The organism is Sphingopyxis sp. 10G20-10, assembly GCF_057365075.1.
Genome location: NZ_CP195117.1, coordinates 1,570,392 through 1,586,304, shown reverse-complemented (window position 1 = coordinate 1,586,304; position 15,913 = coordinate 1,570,392). Strand labels below are relative to the sequence as shown.

18 protein-coding genes, 2 tRNA genes and 1 riboswitch are annotated in these 15,913 nt (G+C 59.2%); of the genes, 12 read left to right on the top strand and 8 right to left on the bottom strand.

Features of this window, described 5'->3' with window-relative positions; translation table 11 throughout:
- Window positions 1-36: 36 nt before the first annotated feature.
- From ACR3XE_RS07745 to ACR3XE_RS07735, 3 genes are read right to left on the bottom strand one after another with little or no spacing between them, the layout of a single operon-like run.
- The gene (locus ACR3XE_RS07745) at window positions 37-645 is read right to left on the bottom strand and encodes an HD domain-containing protein (protein ID WP_473698208.1); all 609 of its coding nucleotides are present in this window, start codon (window positions 643-645) and stop codon (window positions 37-39) included.
- Between the two features lie 17 nt (window positions 646-662).
- Window positions 663-1,385: a COG3904 family protein gene (locus ACR3XE_RS07740; RefSeq protein WP_473698209.1), complete on the bottom strand. Its 723-nt coding sequence runs from the start codon at window positions 1,383-1,385 to the stop codon at window positions 663-665.
- Window positions 1,369-1,932: a hypothetical protein gene (locus ACR3XE_RS07735; protein WP_473698210.1), complete on the bottom strand. Its 564-nt coding sequence runs from the start codon at window positions 1,930-1,932 to the stop codon at window positions 1,369-1,371. Before ACR3XE_RS07735 ends, ACR3XE_RS07740 begins: the two co-directional genes overlap by 17 nt.
- 157 nt (window positions 1,933-2,089) lie before the next feature.
- Between ACR3XE_RS07735 and ACR3XE_RS07730 the strand changes: the two genes are divergently transcribed.
- On the top strand, window positions 2,090-2,524 hold the full coding sequence (locus ACR3XE_RS07730; RefSeq protein WP_473698211.1) for an RrF2 family transcriptional regulator: 435 nt from the start codon (window positions 2,090-2,092) through the stop codon (window positions 2,522-2,524).
- 48 nt (window positions 2,525-2,572) lie between these two features.
- Here ACR3XE_RS07730 and ACR3XE_RS07725 read toward each other — a convergent pair.
- Window positions 2,573-2,648 (bottom strand) — tRNA-Ala (locus ACR3XE_RS07725).
- A 121-nt stretch (window positions 2,649-2,769) separates the two neighbouring features.
- A complete protein-coding gene (locus ACR3XE_RS07720) occupies window positions 2,770-3,093 on the bottom strand; it encodes an FYDLN acid domain-containing protein (RefSeq protein ID WP_473698212.1) in 324 nt (107 codons plus the stop codon).
- Window positions 3,094-3,217: 124 nt separating this feature from the next.
- Here ACR3XE_RS07720 and aroA point away from each other — a divergent pair, with 124 nt between their 5' ends.
- From aroA to ACR3XE_RS07695, 5 genes are all read left to right on the top strand, one after another.
- Window positions 3,218-4,555 carry a 3-phosphoshikimate 1-carboxyvinyltransferase gene (aroA, locus tag ACR3XE_RS07715; RefSeq protein ID WP_473698213.1) on the top strand — a complete coding sequence of 446 codons (1,338 nt, stop codon included), beginning with the start codon at window positions 3,218-3,220 and terminating at the stop codon, window positions 4,553-4,555.
- Window positions 4,552-4,806, top strand: coding sequence for a CBU_0592 family membrane protein (locus ACR3XE_RS07710; RefSeq protein WP_473698214.1), 255 nt, complete (start codon window positions 4,552-4,554; stop codon window positions 4,804-4,806). The genes aroA and ACR3XE_RS07710 overlap by 4 nt, the downstream gene beginning before the upstream one ends.
- The gene (locus ACR3XE_RS07705; protein ID WP_473698215.1) at window positions 4,803-5,435 is read left to right on the top strand and encodes a (d)CMP kinase; all 633 of its coding nucleotides are present in this window, start codon (window positions 4,803-4,805) and stop codon (window positions 5,433-5,435) included. Before ACR3XE_RS07710 ends, ACR3XE_RS07705 begins: the two co-directional genes overlap by 4 nt.
- Window positions 5,436-5,608: 173 nt before the next feature.
- The gene (rpsA, locus tag ACR3XE_RS07700) at window positions 5,609-7,318 is read left to right on the top strand and encodes a 30S ribosomal protein S1 (protein WP_486185624.1); all 1,710 of its coding nucleotides are present in this window, start codon (window positions 5,609-5,611) and stop codon (window positions 7,316-7,318) included.
- A gap of 198 nt (window positions 7,319-7,516) precedes the next feature.
- Window positions 7,517-7,795, top strand: a complete 279-nt coding sequence (locus tag ACR3XE_RS07695; protein WP_473698216.1) for an integration host factor subunit beta — start codon at window positions 7,517-7,519, stop codon at window positions 7,793-7,795.
- Window positions 7,796-7,874: 79 nt separating this feature from the next.
- Here ACR3XE_RS07695 and ACR3XE_RS07690 read toward each other — a convergent pair whose 3' ends face one another.
- Complete coding sequence (locus tag ACR3XE_RS07690) at window positions 7,875-8,645, bottom strand: ABC transporter permease (protein WP_473698217.1); 771 nt, start codon at window positions 8,643-8,645, stop codon at window positions 7,875-7,877.
- Window positions 8,642-9,601, bottom strand: coding sequence for an ABC transporter ATP-binding protein (locus tag ACR3XE_RS07685; protein WP_486185623.1), 960 nt, complete (start codon window positions 9,599-9,601; stop codon window positions 8,642-8,644). The genes ACR3XE_RS07690 and ACR3XE_RS07685 overlap by 4 nt, the downstream gene beginning before the upstream one ends.
- Before the next feature lie 90 nt (window positions 9,602-9,691).
- Between ACR3XE_RS07685 and ACR3XE_RS07680 the strand changes: the two genes are divergently transcribed.
- From ACR3XE_RS07680 to ACR3XE_RS07655, 6 genes are all read left to right on the top strand, one after another.
- Window positions 9,692-9,778 (top strand) — tRNA-Leu (locus tag ACR3XE_RS07680).
- A gap of 185 nt (window positions 9,779-9,963) precedes the next feature.
- Window positions 9,964-11,448 (top strand): ABC transporter substrate-binding protein, encoded by a 1,485-nt coding sequence (locus ACR3XE_RS07675; protein ID WP_473698219.1) that lies wholly within the window; start codon window positions 9,964-9,966, stop codon window positions 11,446-11,448.
- Between the two features lie 43 nt (window positions 11,449-11,491).
- Window positions 11,492-11,914, top strand: coding sequence for a DUF4112 domain-containing protein (locus tag ACR3XE_RS07670; RefSeq protein ID WP_473700337.1), 423 nt, complete (start codon window positions 11,492-11,494; stop codon window positions 11,912-11,914).
- A gap of 74 nt (window positions 11,915-11,988) precedes the next feature.
- Window positions 11,989-12,774 carry a molybdate ABC transporter substrate-binding protein gene (gene modA / locus ACR3XE_RS07665; RefSeq protein WP_473698220.1) on the top strand — a complete coding sequence of 262 codons (786 nt, stop codon included), beginning with the start codon at window positions 11,989-11,991 and terminating at the stop codon, window positions 12,772-12,774.
- Window positions 12,771-13,472, top strand: coding sequence for a molybdate ABC transporter permease subunit (gene modB, locus ACR3XE_RS07660; protein WP_473698221.1), 702 nt, complete (start codon window positions 12,771-12,773; stop codon window positions 13,470-13,472). Before modA ends, modB begins: the two co-directional genes overlap by 4 nt.
- Complete coding sequence (locus ACR3XE_RS07655; protein WP_473698222.1) at window positions 13,462-14,085, top strand: ATP-binding cassette domain-containing protein; 624 nt, start codon at window positions 13,462-13,464, stop codon at window positions 14,083-14,085. The genes modB and ACR3XE_RS07655 overlap by 11 nt, the downstream gene beginning before the upstream one ends.
- Before the next feature lie 10 nt (window positions 14,086-14,095).
- Here the strand turns inward: ACR3XE_RS07655 and ACR3XE_RS07650 are convergent, their stop codons facing one another.
- Entirely contained in the window at window positions 14,096-15,559 is a 1,464-nt protein-coding gene (locus tag ACR3XE_RS07650) for a protein adenylyltransferase SelO (protein ID WP_473698223.1), read from the bottom strand.
- A gap of 88 nt (window positions 15,560-15,647) precedes the next feature.
- Window positions 15,648-15,839: riboswitch (cobalamin riboswitch) on the top strand.
- The last annotated feature ends 74 nt before the right edge of the window (window positions 15,840-15,913 follow it).

Sequence of the window (15,913 nt, the reverse complement as noted above, 5' to 3'; positions counted from 1 at the left end):
CGAGCCCCTCCCTTCAGGGAGGGGCTGGCGTGTCGCTTACTCGCCGTCGGCGAGCGCAGGCTCCAAGGCTTTTTTGTAAATGCTCTGCTTGGGCTTTGAACATAGCCGCATCACCATCGGCTCGAAAAACTCCAGCGGCTCGCTGTCATAATCGGCATCAAAGGCAGGACCGTCATATTTTTCACAGAATTCGGCGCAGGCGTTGAAATGGGGGTGATCGCGAAACTGGTCGCGCATGTTGCGATCCAGCCCGAGGTGGTGGAAAAAATAATAGCCTTGAAAAATGCCATGATGCTGGACGATCCACAGATTCTCTTCTGACAAAAAGGGCTTGAGGATCGCCGCGGCAACATCGGGGTGATTGAACGCACCCAGCGTATCGCCAATGTCATGGAGCAGCGCCATCACGATATATTCCTCGTCACGCCCATCGCGGTGGGCGCGTGTCGCGGTTTGCAGGCAATGCTCCAGCCGGTCGACCGGAAAGCCGCCATAATCGCCACTCAAAAGTTTCAGATGTTCCAGAATGCGCGCGCCATTTTGCGGGGCAAATTGCTGTTGCTCCTTGGCGATGATCGCCCAGTCTTCCTGTGTACTTTCATCCATGCTGCGGAATGTCGCATGCGCGTGGGTCATCTCGTTCATCGCTCTCTCCTGACCGGTCACTCGTCAATATTGGCGACATTGTATTTGTGGACCTCGGCCTGCGTCAAGCAACGCCGCGTCGATCGGTCGTCCCCCTGCCCCGCCACGGCCTTTTGCTGATACATAACCTCGGTCAGCAATTTGCGCGATACGCCCATGCGGATCAAAAAATCATTGTCCTCGCTGGCCAGCAGCGCGCTATCCTGTTCGATGTCACCAATCAGTTCAGTGGTTGCTTCTGTACCTAGGGCGACGCTCATGTCGATGGTACTGCGGTCACCAGTGCGGGTGAACATATGCACCATGAACACGCCGCCGGGTTCAACCGCGCGCAACTGGCCGCCCATGAAAACAAAATTGCAGGCGCTAAAGCACACCCATCCTTTCGGAACGCGGGTAACCAGTCCGGGGTGCGACCGAATGATGCGCCCGGTGGCGTTTCCCGCCCGCGCGAGGCCCCCAGGTGAGGACAACCATATCTCCCCTATATCGGGGTTGTTGGCGAGCATCTTTCCCATGCGATCCGGCAAACCGGCATCGATTTTTCCTTCGGCCAACAAGACAAGACGATTGCCGATTTTCTTGGGCGTCAGAACCATGGTACTATTTGTCGACCAGCCCGGATTGATCGGGCAAGTCGGATTTGCAGGATCAGGTTTCGTCGCACCTGCCAGCACCAACCCCATGGTCAGCACCGCTATGCCATTGCGCCATGGCCGAAGATCAGGCCGCCAGAACATAACGCGATTCACCTGGACCTTTGCACATGCGCTTGGACACTGTCGTCTCTTCACCGCCAACGATAATAACGTCGTTGACGTTCATACAGCGTCGCCCTCCGCCTTCGTCGTTGCGCGCGATTACGGTCGAAGTTCCGCTGACTCCCTCGCGGGTTTCGCTCGTCCAATTGGCCGTCGATCCAACCTCTTCGCCGCGCGTCGCCGCTTCGGTGGCATTGGCGGCTTGCAATTGTTCGGCAGGGTCGAGCCGACATGCGATGGCGTCGGTCAGCGTTCCGGCAACATCGGCAGTAGGGATATAACTGCCAAAACCGGTCTTGCCCGCAACATCGCCCAGCACATTGCCCAATACGCCGCCTAAAATATTGCGACCGGCGCGGCTGCCTTTTTTGCCTTTGGGACAGCCACCCGCGTCATCGCTGCTTTGCTTGCTGGTCGATGGCGGCTTCAGCTTACCCAGCAGCCCACCAAACTGGGCCTGCGCCGGCGTAACCGCCATCAAGCTTAGCGCCAGCCATGCCGGCCCCCACAATAATCCTCGCATCATTTGCTCCAAATCCCATCCGCGGAAGCCGTCTCTGCGGCCATTATCCGAGCTTGTTATAGCGTAAAAATCGCGCTTGCATGTGATTTCAATCAACCCGGGGCAACATTGTCATCCTGACCGGTTGAATTATATTATTTTCTCGCGCAAACGGCCTTCCATGCTGTCGCAAAAGACTCGCTATACCATTCGTGCGCTTCAGCACCTTGCCGATCATTTCGGTGGGCGAGCCGTGCAGTTGGCCGAAATAGCGGCGGCGCAGCGGATTCCACCCAAGTTCCTCACCGTTATTTTGTCGGAAATGGGCCGCGAAGGGCTGGTTTTGTCACAGCGCGGGCGCGACGGCGGCTATCGACTCGCTTTGCCCCCCGTCGATATCAGCTATGGCGATCTGGTGCGGCTGACCCGCGGGTCGCTGGCGCTTGTACCCTGCGCCAGCCGCAACGCACATGAGCATTGCAAGAATTGCGTGCCCGAAACCGAATGCCGGATGCGTAGTCTGATGCTGAAAGTCCGCGACGATACCGCGGCCATTCTCGACCAGATCAGCTTGGCCGATCAGGCCGCCCCGTCGATACTGATGGACGCGGCCTGAACACCGCACCGGTCAAATTTTCGGATAAAATTGTCGGATGTGAAGAAGTGGTGGAGCCTAGCGGGATCGAACCGCTGACCTCCTGCATGCCATGCAGGCGCTCTCCCAGCTGAGCTAAGGCCCCACATCTTCGTGCCGATCGGACAAGGGTGCCGCGATCGGGTGCCCGCCTTTATTCAGCGCGGCAGAGAGATGCAAGGGGCCAATTGCATCGCTTGATGCCTTTTGGCCCCTTGCCGATTCAATTAATTGTCGTCGTCATCGTCTTTCGACTTGGTAACGCCCAGATCGTCATCGCCGCCCAGGTCGACATCATTGTCGGGCGAATCGCTGTCTTCATCGACATCAACATCCAGATCCAGATCGTCGTCGGACGATTCTTCCTTCTCCGGCTTGGCTGGCTTTTCAGCCGCTTCAAACGGCATCGGCTGCTTCGATTTCAACACCGATTCCGGCAACCAAGCATAGCCGCAACTGATGCAGGTTATCGGGTCTTCTTTCGTCAAATCATAGAATCGCGTGGCGCATTTCGGACAACTCCGTTTGACGCCCCATTCAGCCTTTACCATAAATGCCTCTTAATCCATTGAAAATAGGAATATAATTTCGGGAAGGGACGGAAGCAACTGGGCTATCCATCAAATCGGCGTGCGCCTTGCCAGATTGTAAGGGCGCTGTCAAAAGCCGCTCGCCATGACGCAAAAATCTCCCTTCTCGCAAAGCTTCGCTTTGGCTGGTCCTCTGACTGGCACAATTGCCATTCCCGGCGACAAAAGCATCTCGCATCGCGCGCTGATTTTATCGGCGCTCGCCGTCGGTGAAAGTCGCGTCACCGGGCTGCTCGAAGGCCATGATGTGATTGCCACTGCCGCCGCCATGCGCGCCATGGGAGCCCATATTGAACGATGCGGGTCGGGCGAATGGCGTATCCATGGCGTGGGGGTTGGCGGACTGCTTCAGCCCGACACCGCGCTCGACATGGGAAACAGCGGCACATCGACGCGATTGTTGATGGGGCTGGTCGCCAGTCATGCCATCACCGCCACCTTTGTCGGTGATGCCAGCCTGTCGGCCCGCCCGATGGCCCGCGTGATTGATCCGCTGAGTCAGATGGGTGCCGATATCAGCGCCTCCCCCGGCGGTCGCCTGCCGCTGATGCTGCGCGGGCTGTGCCCCGCCGTCGCGTTATCCTATCGCTTGCCGGTCGCATCGGCACAGGTGAAAAGCGCCATATTGCTCGCCGGTCTTAACACCCCCGGCATCAGCGAAGTCATCGAACCGGTGCCGACGCGTGACCATAGCGAACGGATGCTGCGCGGCTTTGGTGCCGACCTTAGCATCGATACCGACACGGACGGCACGCGCCACATCCGTATTCGCGGCGAAGTCGACCTCAGACCGCAGACCATCACTGTCCCTGGCGACCCGTCTTCGGCGGCTTTCTTTATCGTTGCCGCACTGCTCGTCCCTGGTTCCGACGTCACCATTACCAATGTCGGGCTCAATCCCACCCGCGCCGGACTGATCGGTGTGCTCCGCGAAATGGGCGGACAGATTGATGCACTCAACCACCGCGACGTTGGCGGCGAGCCCGTCGCCGATCTGCGCGTGCGCCACAGTCCGCTGACCGGTATCGCCATCGACCCTGCCATCGCACCAAGCATGATCGACGAGTTTCCGATATTGTTCGTCACCGCCGCTCTGGCCAAAGGGTGCACAACAACAACCGGCCTCGACGAATTGCGAGTCAAGGAAAGCGATCGCCTCGCGGTCATGGCAACCGGTCTCACGGCGATAGGCGCGCGCGTCGAGGAACAGGCCGACGGCCTCATCATCGAGGGCAGCGGCGGCGACCCGTTGAGCGGAGGCGCAACCATCGCCGGGCATCTCGACCACCGCATCTGTATGAGCTTTGCCATCGCCGGCCTTGTCAGCAAGGCACCGGTCACCATCGACGACATCGCACCGATAGCCACCAGCTTTCCGGGATTTGAACAACTACTGATCAATGCGCAGGATAACCAACCATGAATAATATCGCCGACGTAACTGGATCGCTGGGTTCGATTTTGATCCTCGCGGGCTTTGCCTATGTCAATATTCTGAAGCGGGCGCCCGACCTGATTTTTAACGGCATCAATTTTCTCGGAGCCGCGCTGCTGTCGGTTTCGCTCTATATCAATTATAATCTGCCGGTGCTGATGCTGGAATTGTCATGGATGGCCATTGCCACCTTTGGAATTATTTCGGTGCTGGCACAGCGACGCAAAAGCGCGCCATGATTATCGCCGTCGACGGCCCCACCGCATCGGGAAAAGGCACAATTGCCAAGGCCCTCGCCGCGCACTTCAACCTGCCGGTTCTCGATACAGGGTTACTATATCGCGCGGTCGGGTATCAGGTCGCGCAAAATGGCGGTGATGCCGACAATCCGGAGGACGCGATGGCGGCTTGCACCTTTCCCGATGCGCTGCTCGCTGATCCGGCGCTGCGGTTGGAGGCAACCGGCGGGCTGGCCAGCCGCGTGTCGATCCACTCACAGGTTCGCGCGGCGCTTCTGTCGCGGCAAGTCGATTTCGCCAACCAGCCGGGCGGCGCGGTGCTCGACGGGCGTGACATCGGTACGGTCATTGCGCCCGATGCCGACGCCAAACTGTTCGTCACCGCCAGCGCCGAGGAGCGCGCGCGCCGCCGCTTTTCGGAAATGCAGGCGCGCGACAGCGATGCCGACTATGCCGCCATCTTGACCGATATTCATGCCCGCGACGCACGCGATAGCGGCCGAACCGATGCACCCTTGCGGCAGGCAGCAGATGCTGACTTGCTCGATACGAGCGATTTGGGTATAGACCAAGCCGTCCAACGGGCGATTGCGCTGGTTGAGGCTCGGTTGAACCGCCGCTCTGATTGAGCGTCGGGCGTGATGGGGTGACCCTTCACGCCTTTTTTGCTTTGCCCGAACCTTGGCCATCCACTTGTCCAGCGGATGCTGTGCTTTGCATTCGGCAGGTATGGCAGATCGGCCACAAGACCAGCGGAACCAACCGCTCGGCCGGAAATAATACGACGAAGGAAACTTAATTTATGGCCACAACGGCTTTTCCGACACGCGACGATTTCGCCGCGATGCTCGATGAATCGCTTGGTGGTGCTGACGGCGGCTTTGAAGGCCGCGTCGTCAAGGGCACCGTCACTGCGATCGAAAACGACCTGGCAGTTATCGATATTGGTTTGAAGAGCGAAGGCCGCGTGCCGCTTCGCGAATTCGCTATGCCGGGCCAGAAGGCCGACCTCAGCGTCGGTGACGAAGTCGAAGTTTACGTCGACCGCGTCGAAAACGCCAATGGCGAAACCATGCTGTCCCGCGATCGCGCCCGCCGCGAAGCCGCTTGGGACCGTCTGGAAGAAGAATTCAACAAGGAAGAGCGCGTCGAAGGCGTTATCTTTGGTCGCGTCAAGGGTGGCTTCACCGTCGACCTCGGCGGTGCCGTGGCCTTCCTGCCCGGCAGCCAGGTCGATATCCGCCCCGTGCGCGATGTTGGCCCGTTGATGGACCTGCCCCAGCCTTTTCAGATACTGAAAATGGACCGTCGCCGCGGCAATATCGTCGTCTCGCGTCGGGCCATCTTGGAAGAAACGCGCGCCGAACAGCGCAGCGGCCTGATCCAGAACCTCGAAGAGGGCCAGGTTATCGAGGGCGCGGTGAAGAACATCACCGATTACGGCGCATTCGTCGATCTCGGCGGCATCGACGGCCTGCTGCATGTCACCGACATGAGCTACAAGCGCGTCAACCACCCCAGCGAAGTCATCAACATTGGTGACACGGTCAAGGTTCAGATCGTTCGCATCAACCGCGAGACCCAGCGCATCAGCCTGGGCATGAAGCAGTTGGAAAGCGATCCGTGGGAAGGCGTCGTCGCCAAATATCCTGTCGGCGCGAAATTGGCTGGCGTTGTCACCAACATCACCGATTACGGCGCATTCGTCGAACTGGAAGCGGGCATCGAAGGTCTAGTCCATGTCAGCGAAATGAGCTGGGTGAAAAAGAATGTACATCCGGGCAAGATCGTCGCCACCAGCCAGGAAGTCGAAGTTCTGGTTCTGGAAGTCGACAGCGAAAAGCGTCGCATCAGCCTGGGCCTCAAACAGGCTCAGTCGAACCCGTGGGGTGCCTTTGCAGACACCCATCCGGTCGGCAGCGTCGTCGAAGGCGAAGTCAAGAACGCAACCGAATTCGGTCTGTTCGTTGGCCTTCCCGGCGACGTCGACGGCATGGTTCACATGTCGGATATCGCTTGGGGCATCTCTGGCGAAGACGCACTGCATCTGCATCGCAAAGGTGAGGCGGTTCAGGTCGTCGTGCTCGACGTCGATGTCGAAAAGGAACGCATCAGCCTGGGCATCAAGCAGCTTGAAAAGGGCGCGCCCGCCGTTGGCGCAACCGCCGTTGCGGGTGCGATGAAGAAGAATGACGTCGTTACCGTCACCGTTCTTGAAGTCCGTGACAATGGGCTGGAAGTTCAGGCTGGCGAAGATGGCGCCACCGGCTTCATCAAGCGCGCCGACCTTGGTCGCGACCGCGACGAACAGCGCCCCGACCGCTATCAGGTCGGTCAGAAGTTCGATGCCATGGTCGTCGGTTTCGACCGCTCGAAAAAGCCCAACTTCTCGATCAAGGCAATGCAGATTGCCGACGAGAAGCAGGCGGTTGCCCAATATGGTTCGTCCGATTCGGGCGCATCGCTTGGCGACATCCTCGGCGAAGCGCTGAAAGCCGGCAAGAAGGACTAATCCTTCCCTGCCGCACGGCATCTTGAAAAACCCCGTCGGGCCAGCGCCCGGCGGGGTTTTCATTTGTCTCGATATGTTTGACGGAAAAGTGATTCATGTTACTCTATGTTATGCGCTGGGAGGGGTCTCACGCAGACATCCGGCGACGACCGGACGCTTCGCATCATTTCGGTGCGCGTGATATAAAAGGGAAAGCAGATGATCCGGTCTGAACTGGTCCAAATGATCGCTAGTGAAAACAGCGACTTGCGCCTCGAAGAGGTAGAAAAGATCGTGGATACATTCTTTGATTCAATCGTCGATCAACTCGCCAGTGGCGGGCGTGTGGAGTTGCGCGGGTTTGGCGCATTTTCCACCCGTAGCCGCGACTCGCGGACGGGGCGCAATCCGCGCACTGGTGAAGCGGTTGCCGTAGAGGCCAAAAATGTGCCCTATTTCAAACCCGGCAAGGAAATGCGCGAGCGTTTGAACGACTAGGGTCGCCCCTGAGATACGATATTGTTGGATTGATGAATTAGCTACAGCCCTCTCGATGCATATCGGGAGTTGTCTGCGTTTAGCTTTTCAACCGGTACCCTGTCCGGAACACCCAATATATGACGCCTAGGCACAGGGCAAAGAACAGCGCGACAGCAGCCATACTGACCTCGATGCCTACATCGCCATGGCCAAAGAATGTCCAGCGAAACCCGCTGATCAGATAGACGACTGGATTGAACAGCGTCACCGTCTGCCACGCTGGCGGCAACATGGTGATCGAATAAAAGGCGCCGCCCAGAAATGTCAGCGGATAAACGACCAGCAGCGGGATAATCTGCAGCTGTTCAAAACTCTGCGCCCAGATGCCAATGATGAATCCGAACAAACAGAATGTCACCGCCATCAGCACCATGAAGGCGGCCATCAGCCACGGGTGCGCGACCTGAACATCGACGAAAAAATGCGCGGTGCCGAATATTATGGCACCGATCACCACTGATTTCGTCGTCGCTGCACCTACATAGGCAATCACCAGTTCAAACGGCGACATGGGTGCCGACAACATCTCGTAAATGGTTCCAGTCCATTTGGGCATATAAATGCCGAAAGAGGCGTTGCTGATGCTTTCGGTGAACATCGTCAGCATCATCAACCCCGGCACGATGAACGCGCCATAGGGGACATCGCTGACCTCGCTCATCCGGCTGCCGATCGCCGAACCGAACACCACAAAATACAGCGTGGTAGTCACGACCGGCATCAACAGACTGGTCCAAAAGGTGCGGGCAAAGCGCGCCATTTCAAACATGTAAACGGCGCGAATACCGCGCAGATTGGCGATCATCATGCGGCTCCCCCCTCGGCAGCGGCTTTCGGCTTGTCTTGATGCACCAGTCCGACGAAGATATCCTCGAGCGAGCTTTGCTTTGTGTTGAGATCCTTGAACGCGATCCCGATGTCGCTCATTCGCCGCAGCAGGGATGGTACGCCAGTCGCCTCGGCATGGGTGTCGAATTCATAGACTAGTTCATGCCCGTCGGCGGCGATGGCCAAGTCCCAATCGGACAATTCGGCGGGCAGCCCGTCCAAGGGTTCAGCAAGGTTAAGGGTCAGCGTCTTGCGGCCCAGCTTTTTCATCAACGCCTGCTTCTCTTCGACCAAAATCAGTTGGCCTTTGCTAATCACCCCGACGCGGTCGGCCATTTCTTCGGCTTCCTCGATATAATGGGTGGTGAGGATGATCGTGACCCCGCGTTCGCGCAAACCGCGCACCATATTCCACATGTCGCGGCGTAGCTCGACATCGACCCCGGCGGTCGGTTCATCGAGGAACAAAATTTCGGGCTCATGGCTGAGCGCTTTGGCAATCATCACGCGCCGCTTCATCCCGCCCGACAGTTCCAGAATTTTGGCGTTGCGTTTGTCCCACAGCGACAAATCTCTCAGCAACTGCTCAATATAGGCTGGGTCGGGTTTCTTGCCGAACAGCCCGCGCGAGAATTTGACCGTCGTGATGACCTTTTCAAAAGCGTCGGTGTGGAGTTCCTGCGGTACCAGCCCGATCATCGCGCGAACAGTGCGGAAATCCCGTTGATGGTCATGCCCGTCGACGGTCACCGTTCCATGGCTCGCCGTCACGATGCCGCAGATGATACTGATTAGCGTCGTCTTGCCCGCCCCATTTGGCCCAAGCAGCGCAAAAATCTCACCCTTCGCGATACCCAGATCGACATTGGTCAGTGCTTGCTCGCCGCTCGCATAGGTCTTGCCGAGACCGGATATCATAAGGATGGATTCCGTCATGTGTGCCATGTAAGCGCTTGGAGGCATGAGGTGAAGCGGCAAACAGCGCTTGACCTCTCCACAGGCTTGCGCTTTGCGCATCCGTGGTGCGCGGACGTGGCGGAACCGGTAGACGCAGCAGACTTAAAATCTGCTATCCGAATGGGTGTGCGGGTTCGAGTCCCGCCGTCCGCACCACTAAAAGGCAACACAGCAGCGTTGACGCGGGCCATCGCCTATTCCGGTTTTGCCGGGCGGCGCTATGATGCGTTGCTGACTAGCGCCACAGCTGAGCAACAAAACCGGGAGGGGCAGGACAAAATGGCAGCGGCCAATCGTCACTTGATACCACTAACACGGGCCGGACCCGTTGGCGGTGACGCATGAGAGCTAGGCTACGTGTCTTGCAGGCCACCGCCTGTGCGCTGTCGCTGTCGAGTTGCGGCCTGTTTGGTGAAAGCGGCGCGATACGCATCGCGGGCATCGGGCCGCTCAACACCCGCGCCAATCCGATCAACGGCGAATTGTCCGCACCCAATGGAGCGATGCTCAATGCCATCGCGCAGGGACTGGTCAGCTATGATGGCGACGGACAGATTGATGTCGGGCTGGCCGACCGCTGGACGGTGACCGCCGACGCACGCAGCTATATTTTTCGAATCCGCGAGGCCAAGTGGAGCAACGGCAAAAAGGTAACAGCGCAGGAGGTGGCGGGCATCCTTCGCGCCTATTTGGGTCCAAAGAGCAAGCATCTGCTACGCAACGACTTTCCCGAAGTCGAGACCATCCGTGCGATGACAGACTATGTCATCGAGGTGCGGCTAAAGACACCACAGGCTGATCTGCTCGAGCTTTTGGCGCAACCATCCATGGCGGTGATCAAGAATCAAATGGGTTGGGGGCCGATGCGCGCTAAGCGGATAAAGCGCACAATCCGGTTGTCGCCTGTGCCTGATCCGCTGGCAGAGGACCCCGAAGAGGCCGCTGCCACCGCAGCCGCCCCCTCGGCGGCCATCGATCTGGTCGGCACCAGCGCGGCGGGTGCCATTGCGCGCTTTCAGAATGGATATGCAGACGGCATCATCGGCGGTCGCTTTTCTACCCTGCCCTATTTTGTTGCATCGGACATCGGGCGCTCGCGCCTGATTGTCGACCCGGTTCCGGGGTTGTTCGGCTTAGCCTTTGTCCGCGCCGAGGGATTTTTGGCCACCGACGTCAATCGCGATGCACTATCGCGTGTTATCCGCCGCCAGCGCGTTGTCGATGCCTTTGGTTTGACCGAATGGATGGTGCAGGACACGCTGCGCCCAACGCTCTATATTGCCAACCAGGCACCGTCCGTACTGCTCCCCGGTTGGAGCAATTATGATGATGCGTCGCGGCTGGCACAGGCCAAACGCGCCGTCGACCAATATCGCAGCGGTGGCCGGACCATCGCCCCCATCCGCATCGCCGTTCCCGATTCACCCGGCGGACGCATCTTGTTCGCCTATGTCGCCGCCGATTTCAGCCGCGTTGGCGTACCGAGCCAGCGGGTCGGGATGAACGTCAGCGCCGACCTGCGGCTGATTGACCAGAAAATTCCCAATGACGATCCGCTGTGGGCGCTGCGGCGGCTGTCGTGTCAAAGCGACACGATCTGCAACCGCGATGCCCAGTTGCTGATAGAGCAGGCTCAGCTGACCGAAGACCCTATAGAACGCGCCAAGCTGATCAGCGATGCCGAGACGATTTTGGTGCGCTACACGCCCTTTATCCCGATCGCGACCCCGCTGCGCTGGTCGGTCGCCTCGCCTCGCCTGACGGGCCTTCGCGCCAACACCCGCGCGCAGCACCCATTGACTCGCCTGATCGCCAATCCCACCTAACTGGGGAAGCATGACGGGACATATGGCTCCCGGAAAGGACGATATGGCTCTGCCCCCTCCCCCGCCCGACGCAATGTTTGAGGCGTTAATTGCCAACCGCAACGACCCTGAAGCCTTGCGCCAGCGGGTCGAGATGCTCGAAATCCTGCTTGAACGCAGCTTTGTCATTCCCGGCATCAATCGCCATGTTGGCCTTGACGCCATCGTCGGACTGGTTCCGGTGGTCGGCGATATTGTCACAGGTATTATGGGCGCCTATCTGATCTGGGAGGCGCGCAACCTGGGTATGCCCAAGTGGAAAATCTGGCGGATGATGGGTAATTTGGGCGTTGATACGGCGCTTGGCGCGATTCCTCTGGTTGGCGACGCTTTCGACCTGTTTTTCCGTTCTAACAGCCGGAACCTCAAAATCATCAAGAGCCACCTCGACAAGCACCATCCCGGATCGATAATCATCGACCAATAGAGCCGCGAGCGGCACCGTCATTCAAACACGCCAGCCAGATTGCAGTCACAAATCACTGCCCCTATAGCCCGGACATGGTTCCAAACCGGCTCGCTATAGCCCTTGCCCCTTTTGTCTTGTTGCTTGCTGCCCTGCTGATCGGCTGCGGGACGCCCGACGCGAAAGGCGCACCGGTGGTGCTTGCGGCGTCGAGCTTGCAAGAGGCGCTGTCCGCCGTTGCCGATGATTGGGCCGCCGCCGGTCATGATCGCCCTGTTATTGCCTTTGCCGCCTCATCGGCGCTTGCGCGTCAGATCGAAAGTGGCGCGCCAGCCGATATTTTCCTCTCGGCAGATCCGGCATGGATGGATGCAATCGAGGCCAAGGGATTGTTGCGCGATGGAACGCGCGCGAACCTGCTCGCCAACAGGCTGGTGTTGATCACCCCCAACACCAGCACTGCTCAGATCCATCTGAGCAATCCCACTTCAGTTTCTGCGGCGCTTGGCAATGGCCGTCTCGCCATGGCCGATCCCGATGCTGTGCCCGCCGGTAAATATGGCAAATCGGCGCTGCAAAAGCTCATGCTCTGGCCGTTGCTCCGCTCGCATATCGCGCCAGCAGAAAATGTCCGCGCGGCTCTGGCGCTCGTCGAGCGAGGGGAGGCGCCGCTGGGGATCGTGTACGCCACCGACGCCAAAGCGTCGCAGCGCGTCCGAATTGTTGCCATTTTTCCGGCCGACAGCCACGCGCCCATTCGCTATCCTGTCGCAGCGTTGCGCGCTTCGAGGCACCCCGATGCCATGGCCTTTCGCGCTTTTCTGACCTCGGCAACGGCGCGGCGCAGTTTCACCCGCTACGGGTTCGAGCCGCTACCATGATCGGTCCGTTATCTTCGGTCGAGTGGGCCATCATCGGCTTATCGCTCAAGGTCAGCCTCGTCGCGATCCTGTTCACACTTCCTATCGCCTATGGGCTGGCGCTGCTCCTCGCACGGCCACAGTTTCGCGGCAAACTGCTCCTCGACGCGCTTGTCCATTTGCCACTGGTCGTCCCGCCCGTCGTCACCGGCTGGCTCTTGCTCATCCTGTTAGGACAGCAGGGTTTCGTGGGGCAATGGCTGTATGAAAGCTTTGGCGTTGTGCTGGTTTTTCGCTGGACAGGCGCCGCGGTCGCCGCCGCCATCATGGCGCTGCCGCTGATGGTCCGTGCCATGCGCCTGTCGATAGAGGCGGTCGATCAAAAGCTTGTCGGCGCAGCGCGCACGTTGGGTGCCAGTCGCTGGCACGCCTTTTGGCGCATCACCCTTCCGCTCAGTCTGCCGGGCATATTGGCCGGAGCCGTCCTCGGCTTTGCCCGGTCCATCGGTGAGTTTGGCGCGACGATTACCTTTGTATCGAACATTCCGGGCGAGACGCAAACGCTGCCGCTCGCCATCTATGCCAAGTTACAAATCCCGGGGGCGGAGGGCGATGTGACCCGACTCGCCATCTTGTCGGTCATCCTGTCGATCGGGGCTTTGCTGCTGTCCGAATGGCTTGTTCGCCGGTCTGGCGAAAGGCAGCAGCATGTCCTTTGACATCGACATCCAGCTTAGCATCGGAACGCATGACGTTGCCCTGAAAGCAAAATCCACCGCGCGACTGACCGCGCTCAGCGGTCCATCGGGCGTTGGCAAGACCACCATCCTCAACATGATCGCCGGCCTGTTACAGCCCGACCGGGGGCATATCCGCGTCGCCGACACTCTGTTGTTCGACGCCGCAACAGGGATCAACTTGCCCCTCGAAAAGCGGCGTGCCGGTTATGTGTTTCAAGACGACCGACTGTTTCCCCATTTGCGCGTTGCGGCCAATCTGGCATTCGGTGAGCGTCTGTCCCCACCGCAAGACCGCTGGATATCAAAATCCGAAGTGATCGACCTGCTCGGCATCGGCCATTTGCTTGAACGCTGGCCGGTTGCGCTGTCGGGCGGCGAAGCCCGCCGCGTTGCCATCGGACGCGCGCTGTTGGCGGCACCGCGCTTTCTGTTGCTCGACGAGCCTTTAACCTCGCTCGACGCGGCACGCGGTGAAGAGATATTGCAGGTTATCGAACGCATCCGCGACGAACTGGCCATCCCGATCCTCTATGTCAGCCACCAGCGCCGCGAAGTCGCGCGCCTGACGGATCAGGTGCTGACTTTACCCTGACGAAGACCCGTCAGGTCCCGCAAAAAGTAGTGTAAGGTCCAAAATCCACAGGCGGAGGCGCGGCAAAATCCGCCCATTCGCTGCGCGCCACATAGGGGTTCTGCACAACGTCCAACAACGCATGGGACGGCGCCATATCGCCGGCCTCTGCCGCGGTGAGCACCTGCTCGACACGATGATTGCGGGGAATATAAAGCGGGTTAATCCGATCCATTGCATCGGCGCGGTCAAGCGGACTGATCGCTTCGCGCTCCAGCTGCTCCCACCATTTCGCGACCCATGTCGCCATCGCGTCTGCTTCGGGCAGCAAGGCCTCTAGCGACGAGGAATCACCGCGCAGCAGGTCGGCAAGCGCACGAAAGAACAGAGTATAATCAAGCCCCAACGCTTCGAGCCGGTCAATCAGCGTGTCGATCAAATCAGCATCGGCCGCATCATCCTTTACTAGGCCCAATTTGGCGCGCATCCGGGCGAACCAGTGGGTCCGAAAGCGGTCAGTGACGTCTCCGACCATCGTCTTGGCCGCCTCTACATCATCCGGGTTCACCGCATGGATGATAGGCAGCAACGCCTCAGCAAAGCGCGCCATATTCCACTGCATGATTTCGGGTTGCCGACCAAAGGCATAGCGTCCGGTCGCATCAATCGAACTGAACACCGTCTCGACCGCGAAACCATCCATGAAGGCACAGGGGCCATAGTCAATCGTCTCCCCGCTGATGGCGACATTGTCGGTGTTCATCACACCATGGACAAAGCCGACCGATAGCCACGCCGCCACCAGCGCGCACTGACGCTCGATGACCTGATCGAGCAAAGCCAGATAAGGGTTGGGCGCGTCCGCAATGTCCGGAAAATGGCGGGCGATGCTGTAATCGGCCAATTGGGTCAGATGGCCAGCACCGAAATGCGCCGCAAAGAACTGAAAAGTGCCGACGCGGATGTGGCTCTTTGCGATACGCGTCAGAACCGCGCCGGGATGCCCCTGTTCGCGCTGCACACGCTCCCCCGTCGCCACCGCCGCTAGCGACCTTGTGGTTGCTATGTTCAACGCCGCCATCGCTTCGGACACAAGATATTCGCGCAAAACCGGCCCAATCGCTGCCTTGCCATCGCCATTACGCGAAAAGGGCGTCGGCCCTGATCCTTTGAGCTGGATGTCATAGCGTTCGCCATCGGGCGCGACTATTTCGCCCAGCAACAACGCCCGACCATCGCCCAGTTGCGACGAGAAATGGCCGAACTGGTGTCCGGCATAGGCCTGTGCCAACGGGTTGGCCCCTGCGGGCGTCTCGGCACCCGAAAAGAGCCGCGCCAATTGCTCACCCGACGTCTCGGACATCTCCATGCCCAGCGTCGCGGCGAGCGCATGGTTGAAGATCAGTAATGACGGCTGCGGTGGAGAGCTGGCCACTACGGGGGCGTAAAATCCCTCCATGTCGCGGAAGAAACTATTGTCGAACGTCATCTGCATGAAGCGGCTCCTTGGGTGCCACACTTCGGGGGTAGGTGGGCAGATTGCAAGCTTTGGCGATTGCGAAACGGCCAAACTCTTGCTAGCGGCGCACTTGTGACCTCAGGTTCCCCGGTAACGGGGATGAAAAGGGAAGTCCGGAATCAAAGACCGGCGCTGCCCCCGCAACTGTAATCGGTGAGGTGGATGCAAAGATACCACTGGAGCACCTTGCTCTGGGAAGGTTGCATCCTCCGCTGACCCGATGAGCCAGGAGACCTGCCCGGGCGTCGCCGTTATCTGCGCGCGGGCGGGGTGTACCGAGAGCAGGCGAGGAACCTCGCGTGACGGCAATGCCGTTACGAATGAGGAATC

Coding starts and splice junctions, on each gene's coding strand:
- ACR3XE_RS07745 (WP_473698208.1), bottom strand. CDS start 645: ATGAACGAGATGACCCACGCGCATGCGACATTCCGCAGCATGGATGAA.
- ACR3XE_RS07740 (WP_473698209.1), bottom strand. CDS start 1,385: ATGTTCTGGCGGCCTGATCTTCGGCCATGGCGCAATGGCATAGCGGTG.
- ACR3XE_RS07735 (WP_473698210.1), bottom strand. CDS start 1,932: ATGATGCGAGGATTATTGTGGGGGCCGGCATGGCTGGCGCTAAGCTTG.
- ACR3XE_RS07730 (WP_473698211.1), top strand. CDS start 2,090: ATGCTGTCGCAAAAGACTCGCTATACCATTCGTGCGCTTCAGCACCTT.
- ACR3XE_RS07720 (WP_473698212.1), bottom strand. CDS start 3,093: ATGGTAAAGGCTGAATGGGGCGTCAAACGGAGTTGTCCGAAATGCGCC.
- aroA (WP_473698213.1), top strand. CDS start 3,218: ATGACGCAAAAATCTCCCTTCTCGCAAAGCTTCGCTTTGGCTGGTCCT.
- ACR3XE_RS07710 (WP_473698214.1), top strand. CDS start 4,552: ATGAATAATATCGCCGACGTAACTGGATCGCTGGGTTCGATTTTGATC.
- ACR3XE_RS07705 (WP_473698215.1), top strand. CDS start 4,803: ATGATTATCGCCGTCGACGGCCCCACCGCATCGGGAAAAGGCACAATT.
- rpsA (WP_486185624.1), top strand. CDS start 5,609: ATGGCCACAACGGCTTTTCCGACACGCGACGATTTCGCCGCGATGCTC.
- ACR3XE_RS07695 (WP_473698216.1), top strand. CDS start 7,517: ATGATCCGGTCTGAACTGGTCCAAATGATCGCTAGTGAAAACAGCGAC.
- ACR3XE_RS07690 (WP_473698217.1), bottom strand. CDS start 8,645: ATGATGATCGCCAATCTGCGCGGTATTCGCGCCGTTTACATGTTTGAA.
- ACR3XE_RS07685 (WP_486185623.1), bottom strand. CDS start 9,601: ATGACGGAATCCATCCTTATGATATCCGGTCTCGGCAAGACCTATGCG.
- ACR3XE_RS07675 (WP_473698219.1), top strand. CDS start 9,964: ATGAGAGCTAGGCTACGTGTCTTGCAGGCCACCGCCTGTGCGCTGTCG.
- ACR3XE_RS07670 (WP_473700337.1), top strand. CDS start 11,492: ATGGCTCTGCCCCCTCCCCCGCCCGACGCAATGTTTGAGGCGTTAATT.
- modA (WP_473698220.1), top strand. CDS start 11,989: ATGGTTCCAAACCGGCTCGCTATAGCCCTTGCCCCTTTTGTCTTGTTG.
- modB (WP_473698221.1), top strand. CDS start 12,771: ATGATCGGTCCGTTATCTTCGGTCGAGTGGGCCATCATCGGCTTATCG.
- ACR3XE_RS07655 (WP_473698222.1), top strand. CDS start 13,462: ATGTCCTTTGACATCGACATCCAGCTTAGCATCGGAACGCATGACGTT.
- ACR3XE_RS07650 (WP_473698223.1), bottom strand. CDS start 15,559: ATGCAGATGACGTTCGACAATAGTTTCTTCCGCGACATGGAGGGATTT.